Raw genomic sequence first — 6257 nt, forward strand, 5'->3', positions numbered from 1 at the left:
GAATAAATTTAAAAAAACAAATTAATTCAAGATTAAATAATATTTGGTGAAAATATGTCAAGCTTAATTTCAATTCCCACAATGCCTTTGGTTGTCATTGCATTGATTTGTGGGATCTTATCATTTATCAGTACTCGTCTGGTCATGCCATGGCTTATTCAAAAGCTGGAAAAAGCCGAGATTATTGGAAAGGACATTCATAAGTCCTCTCGCCCTATTGTAGCTGAAATGGGCGGTATTGGAATATTATTTGGTTTTATCATAGGAATCTTTGTTGGAATCATACTTTTCCCAATATTGGCATTCCAATTGGCTATCGTTCTTGTTGTGGTTCTTATTGTTGGAATCATCGGTATGGTGGATGACCTGATTGTATTGTCATCTAAGGAAAAGCTGTTCCTGCTCTTTTTGGCCGGTATTCCTTTATGGTGGATTGCACCTCCTAATGTTGGCCTTTTGTATATGCTCTTGATTCCAATAGCAGTTTCAATCTGTTCAAATCTAACCAATATGCTTGCTGGATTGAATGGTATTGAATCAGGTCTTGGTGTTATTTCAATGACTTCCCTTACAATCAGCTGCATCATTTTAGGAAAATACGATGTTGCAATCATCAGCATGAGCATGCTAGGTACCTTAATCGCTTTCCTCTATTACAACAAGTATCCTGCCAAGGTTTTCCCTGGGGATACAGGTACACTTGTCATTGGGGCGACCATTGCAGCTATTGCATTTATCGGTAGGGTAAAGCTAATTGCATTCATTGTTCTTTTGCCAAACATTATAGATGCATCACTTAAATTCTATAGTGCAGGAGTTATGGAAAGGCAACAGCACAAGCCAACCCAATTGAATGAGGATGGAAAATTGGTAAGGCCGGATCAAGGATTCAAATCCCTAATCAGATTGGTTTTAAGAAAACCGGTTGATGAAAAGACTGCAGTGATGATGATTTGGGCTATCGGCATCATATTTGGTATTATTGGAATAATTGTAGCTATATTAATGCCTGGAGTTACCCATAATCAAACATTTGCGCAATTCATCCATTTGAAGGATTATTTCTATTATTTAGGTTAGAATATTTATCTTAACTTAATTATTTTTCTTCCATATTTTTCTTTTTTTATTTCACTATTTTTTCTATTTTCAATTGTTTTTTCATTATTTTACATTTCTTATATTTTCTAATAAGTCAAACCCAAACTACATTTCCAGTTGTAAAGCTGTATTTGTTGGAAAATGCAGGATTGAACAGTTTGTTTGTAATGTTCTCTGTTTTGAATGAATGTGTGATGCTCTTTCTGACATTATAGTTTATGCGGTCTCCTACAGATTCCCTTTCCTCTTTCGTTTTCACATTTGGAGATGATGCATAGATCCTTAATTGTATTCTGGTTCGATTGAAATTGTCTTTTCCCTTAACGGTTTGCTCAATCCTGAGGATTTTTATATTCTTTTCTCGAAGCAAGGTCTGCTTTTTAGGATCTTTTGAATAATTGTCATAGGATTCCTTAGGATAAATCGCCAGTCCATTTGATGATATCCCCTCAAAGGCTCCATTTCTTGCAGAGGCCATTGCCATATTCAATTCATTGCCATCCATTATTACGTTGGCCAGGATTATTGCCGCTATAAGTGCAAAGCTTATGAGTAGAAGCAATTCTACAGTTATTTGACCTTTTTTATCCATCTTCATCATTTTCATTTTAATTTTTTATAATAATTTCAGCTATTTCATCCTTCTATCTTTTATAAGAATTTTAGTTATTTCTATCCTTCTATTTGCATGATTTCAATTGAACTTTGATTGATTGTATGGGTCTTGTTATCATTTATCAAAGTCTTTTTAATCAAATAGCTTCTCCCATTATATAATTGCACATTCTCCATTGTTTTGTTATTACCGTCTACAAGTTTTATCGGATTGATATATGATTTTCCTTTCTTATTGTTGAACTCAATAATGACTTCTCTATTGTTTACAAGAATGGAGTAATGATATCCATTAATTGATTCAGGCAATCTGATTTTCTTATTGAATCCATACTCCTTTGAATTCACTTCATTTATTGAGTCTGAAACATGATTCAATAGAAGTCTCCCTTCGCTGTTTTCATCAATTTCCAAATTTGAATCTAGGTTTTCTTCAATCATTGGAAGATTAATTATCAAGACTAAGATTATTATCAATGTGCAAAATAAAAGTTCTATGTTGATTATTCCTTTTGAATCCATTGATATTCTTTTTATTTTACTGTTATTTAAATATTTACTAATATTTAGATTAAATTTAGTAGTATAATTATTATTTATCAATTTTACTATAAATTTGTTATTATTTAATAATTTTACTGCTTCAAATCAATCTTCTAATCATTTGAGAAAATTATATTCATTTTAGAAAATACTTTTTATTTAAAAAATTTTAGTAATCTTATAAAAAATTATTTAAATGTATTGAATTATAGTATAATATATAAAACAATTTTTTTTTAAAAAAATAATAGAATTTTAATCAGGTATTATATAGTCTAAATCACTTAGGAGCAATTTGATGGTTTTGGTTTCATATTTAAATCCCTTATCACAGGAAGGAAGGGACATAGTAAGGGGATTAGGTGGACTTGAAGAGATATCCTCACATAATGATGATTTGATGGATATTGCCATTCACACAAATCGCCAGACCATCTCCAATCAGGAAGTTGTTCCTGAAACTCTAGTGGATTTGGCTGTAAACCGCATTAAATGGTATATTGAGCGAAAGAACAATAAGGATTTCAACCCTAACGACTATGCATACTTTTTCAATGAAAGAATTGCCGAATATGACACAATTGCCTTTCACATATTGGCTCAAGCGATTGCAAACAAGTTCCGTCCAGGCTCCCGTGAGGTCAAGCTCTTTGTGGAATCCCAAGGGCTGATGATTGAAGACAGATTGACCAAGCTTCCGTTATCTGATAGAAAGGAGCTTGTTGAAGAGATTTTAAGTGATCTGCTTATTCAAGATGGCATTGAATGGTCCTTTTTAAAGGATTTGATAGCCACTAAAAAACTGTCCTTGACTGATTTGGTATTGCAGAATGGTGAGATAGTTTTGGATAGGGAGGAATTTGTCTATTCCTTCGGTGATGAATTCACTGACAGGTCTCCTGAAAGAGTTTATGATATCCTAATCGGAGACAATCTCAGAGAGCTCATCTTAACCAAATTATTGATGCAGAACACTGAAAACTACATCAGATCCATCCAAGACCAATTGGCTATCGTTGAAATGCACCCTGCCATTGTGGAATTGGGTGAATTGCTTGATGAGACAATCACCGAATCATTGGCAAAATACAGCACTTATTATGCAAGTGGCGGTGGATTTGGCAATATGGAAATCGGAAAGCTCATTAGGGAAGCTTTTCCTCCATGCATTGAAAATACCGTAAATGGTGTTTCCTCTGGTGGAAGGAATGATGCGATTGTGCTCCTTTTGACTTCATTCGTTTCATATGCAAGGCTCTATCCTGGAATTTTCGGTTCTGACAGAACCGTAAAGGTTTCAGATATTGACACAAACCTGAACATTACATTGAATGAGATTTTGCCACTTATCTTTGAAGCTGCAGATAACTGTACTCCTCCTTTATTTGAAGATCAGCCTCAGGAGAAAATAAACATCATTTCAAAATTAGGTTTCGGAATGCATGAGGAGGTAAGCCTTGAAAATGAGGGAGAGACCAAATGGTACACTCCTATGAGCTGTGAAAAGATTAAAATTCATTTGCCGCAGCTCTGTAAGGAAAATAAGGATTGCGCTAAGATAAACAATCCGTTAAGCTATTATTCAAGGAAAAAATGGATAATGAGCAAGAATGGTGAATTGAGTTCAGAGGCTTCAAATGATGAATCCAATGAAGCTTCCGAATAGGAATAATGTCCTGAATAATTCATTAATAGGTATAGTCATCTTCATCATAGTATTTTAAGATTATCGAATGTTCAAAGTCCTGATAATTGTTGAAATGGTACTCTTCATAGTTTTCAATTAGGATTCTTATCTGCCTTTCCCTTTTGTCTATTGATTCGATTTTGCAGAATTCCTCCAAGAGTTCAGGGTCGTAGTCATCATAATTCTCATTTTCATCTTCTTTTTTCTCTTTGAATTCAATGAAATTTTCATACTCCTCTTCATCCAGAATTTCTTCCTCGTCGTACAGCTCCTCATCGGATTCTATCCTGTAAAGTTCGATATGTTCGCTGTCATGGTCCATGTCGAGGAGTTCATTGAACTTTAAGCCGATTCCCTGAACCTTTCCGGTCTTTAGGCTAATGATTGTTTTTCCAGTTGATTCATAGTATGCCCAATTGTCAAGTGCAGGCTCTATGATTTCCCTTATGCTTAAGCTTTCAATCAGTCTTCTAAGTTCCTCTTCACTTAGCATTCTTCATCTCCATAATTCATTTTTAATTGATTTTCAATCTATTTTTTTATTCTATAAATAGCTGTTTTTCATTATAATAAGTTTTAAGTATTATTAAATCATAAATATTTTTACTTATATATACTATTTATTTATTCAATTAAAAACTTTATTTAAACGCAGTGATAATTTAAGTTTAAATTTAATTATAGTTCAATTATAGTTCAATTTCAATATGCTGAATCGATTCTTTGGTGATTTTATGTTTGGTCAATCAAGCCTTCAGGAAAGAAGGAGATACTATAGGGAGGAATGGTCTGAGAAGGACTTGCCTGATTTTATCCGTGAGGGAATCACCAAAAGGGAATTCGGTTTTGATCATTTAGGCCATGGGCCTAATGACAGATATAAGGTTTTTTTCGGCACAACTGCCCTTAAACGATTTTTAAGAACCAAGGCCCCATTTGCCGCATATGTTTCTGTGGCATTCTATGCAAATCCAAGAAAGCGTGGGGGATGGGAAAAGGCTGAATATATTTTTGATATTGATGCAAAGGATTTGCCTATTCGTTCCTGCACCTGTGATGGAGTCTGTGAAATCTGTTTGGGGGAAGCCCTTGAACGTGTGAATATCATGCTTGATACCTTGAAAGGCGATTTGGGCCTTAAGAACATACATCTCATTTATTCCGGAAGGGGATTCCACATAAGGATACTTGACCCTGTAATGATGGAAGCGGACAGTGACTTGAGAGGAGAGGTATTGAAGTATGTGGCTGGAGCCGAGGTTCCAAGGTCCGAATATCCTAACATCACACCAGGAGGAAAGCCTTATAACCTTGAGCATTTCTCAATTCCAATTGCCTATCCTGCCATCTTCACTGAAAAGGTAAAGTACAACATTCTCCATTTAAGGGGAGATGAACAGCTTGATGGCATAAACAATCGTTTGTTGAAGGACATGATAAAGCATAGGGACTATCTTTACGATGACGATTGGGGTTCATTCAAGCAAGGAATTGGCCCAAGAAGATACAAGGATATGGTAAATGCCATGGCAAGGGTAAATCTATCCACTATAGATGCAAAGGTAACCATAGACCTAAAGAGAATCCTAAGGCTTCCAAGCTCTCTTCACTCTAAGGTAAGCATGAAATGCGTTGAGGTAAAGAATCCTGAAACCTTTGATCCATTCAAGCATGCGGTACCTAAGTTTGTATATGAAAGAAAGGATGAAGGAATTGCAGAAAAATAGAATTTTTTAATATTTAAAACTTATTTTTCTAAAAAATAGAATTTTTTAATATTTCATGCTAAATTTTTCACTAAAAAATAGATATTTTTAAATCAATCTTATACAAATATAATATTTAATGAATACTTAATTTATTAAATGATATTACATTAAGGAGGTTAAATATGTTGAATAAAAAACTTATTATCGGTTTTATCATTGCATTAATAGCTCTTGTCGTTGTTGGTTTTATTGCTTTGAATTTTGTTCCAACTACTGATGTGCTTGACTTGAATTTGACCGATAATGCAGAAAACGTAGCAGAAAACATTACAAATGACACCGTAATTTCAGAGGATTTGAGTAATGATACAGAATCTGAAGTCAATGGCACTGAAATTGCTGATGAAAATGACACTGATACTGTCGATGCTAATGATACAAATGCAAGCTCTGATGATATAGATGCTGGTGATGTATTGAAAAAGCAGACTTTCATAGTTACAGAAAATGATGCTGGTCAATTTGAAGGAATGGAACCAGGAACCTATGTATTCTATTACACACAAAACGATGGTATTATCAAAATCGACAAAGTAGCTTAA

At 34.2% G+C, this 6257-nt stretch carries 7 protein-coding genes; 4 read left to right on the plus strand and 3 right to left on the minus strand.

Features of this window, described 5'->3' with window-relative positions; translation table 11 throughout:
- Positions 1-54: 54 nt before the first annotated feature.
- The gene (locus IJE13_RS04940) at positions 55-1080 is read left to right on the plus strand and encodes a glycosyltransferase 4 family protein (protein WP_292777764.1); all 1026 of its coding nucleotides are present in this window, start codon (positions 55-57) and stop codon (positions 1078-1080) included.
- 115 nt (positions 1081-1195) lie between these two features.
- On the opposite strand, the gene IJE13_RS04945 is transcribed toward IJE13_RS04940, so the two are convergent.
- Positions 1196-1693, minus strand: a complete 498-nt coding sequence (locus IJE13_RS04945) for a hypothetical protein (protein ID WP_292777769.1) — start codon at positions 1691-1693, stop codon at positions 1196-1198.
- A gap of 80 nt (positions 1694-1773) precedes the next feature.
- Positions 1774-2238 carry a hypothetical protein gene (locus IJE13_RS04950; RefSeq protein ID WP_292777774.1) on the minus strand — a complete coding sequence of 155 codons (465 nt, stop codon included), beginning with the start codon at positions 2236-2238 and terminating at the stop codon, positions 1774-1776.
- Positions 2239-2557: 319 nt separating this feature from the next.
- On the opposite strand from IJE13_RS04950, the gene priL reads away from it, so the two are divergent.
- Positions 2558-3925, plus strand: coding sequence for a DNA primase large subunit PriL (priL, locus tag IJE13_RS04955; RefSeq protein ID WP_292777777.1), 1368 nt, complete (start codon positions 2558-2560; stop codon positions 3923-3925).
- Positions 3926-3947: 22 nt separating this feature from the next.
- Here priL and IJE13_RS04960 read toward each other — a convergent pair whose 3' ends face one another.
- Positions 3948-4439 carry a hypothetical protein gene (locus IJE13_RS04960; RefSeq protein WP_292777781.1) on the minus strand — a complete coding sequence of 164 codons (492 nt, stop codon included), beginning with the start codon at positions 4437-4439 and terminating at the stop codon, positions 3948-3950.
- 241 nt (positions 4440-4680) lie between these two features.
- Between IJE13_RS04960 and priS the strand changes: the two genes are divergently transcribed.
- Both priS and IJE13_RS04970 read left to right on the plus strand, forming a co-directional pair.
- Entirely contained in the window at positions 4681-5673 is a 993-nt protein-coding gene (priS, locus tag IJE13_RS04965; protein ID WP_292777785.1) for a DNA primase catalytic subunit PriS, read from the plus strand.
- 164 nt (positions 5674-5837) lie between these two features.
- The gene (locus IJE13_RS04970) at positions 5838-6257 is read left to right on the plus strand and encodes a hypothetical protein (RefSeq protein WP_292777789.1); all 420 of its coding nucleotides are present in this window, start codon (positions 5838-5840) and stop codon (positions 6255-6257) included.

This window comes from Methanobrevibacter sp., from assembly GCF_017410345.1.
Classification (GTDB): domain Archaea; phylum Methanobacteriota; class Methanobacteria; order Methanobacteriales; family Methanobacteriaceae; genus Methanobrevibacter.

Bases quoted from the DNA above. Each gene is read 5' to 3' on its own strand.
- priL (WP_292777777.1), top strand. From the start codon at position 2,558: ATGGTTTTGGTTTCATATTTAAATCCCTTATCACAGGAAGGAAGGGAC.
- IJE13_RS04970 (WP_292777789.1), top strand. From the start codon at position 5,838: ATGTTGAATAAAAAACTTATTATCGGTTTTATCATTGCATTAATAGCT.
- IJE13_RS04960 (WP_292777781.1), bottom strand. From the start codon at position 4,439: ATGCTAAGTGAAGAGGAACTTAGAAGACTGATTGAAAGCTTAAGCATA.
- IJE13_RS04950 (WP_292777774.1), bottom strand. From the start codon at position 2,238: ATGGATTCAAAAGGAATAATCAACATAGAACTTTTATTTTGCACATTG.
- IJE13_RS04945 (WP_292777769.1), bottom strand. From the start codon at position 1,693: ATGGATAAAAAAGGTCAAATAACTGTAGAATTGCTTCTACTCATAAGC.
- IJE13_RS04940 (WP_292777764.1), top strand. From the start codon at position 55: ATGTCAAGCTTAATTTCAATTCCCACAATGCCTTTGGTTGTCATTGCA.
- priS (WP_292777785.1), top strand. From the start codon at position 4,681: ATGTTTGGTCAATCAAGCCTTCAGGAAAGAAGGAGATACTATAGGGAG.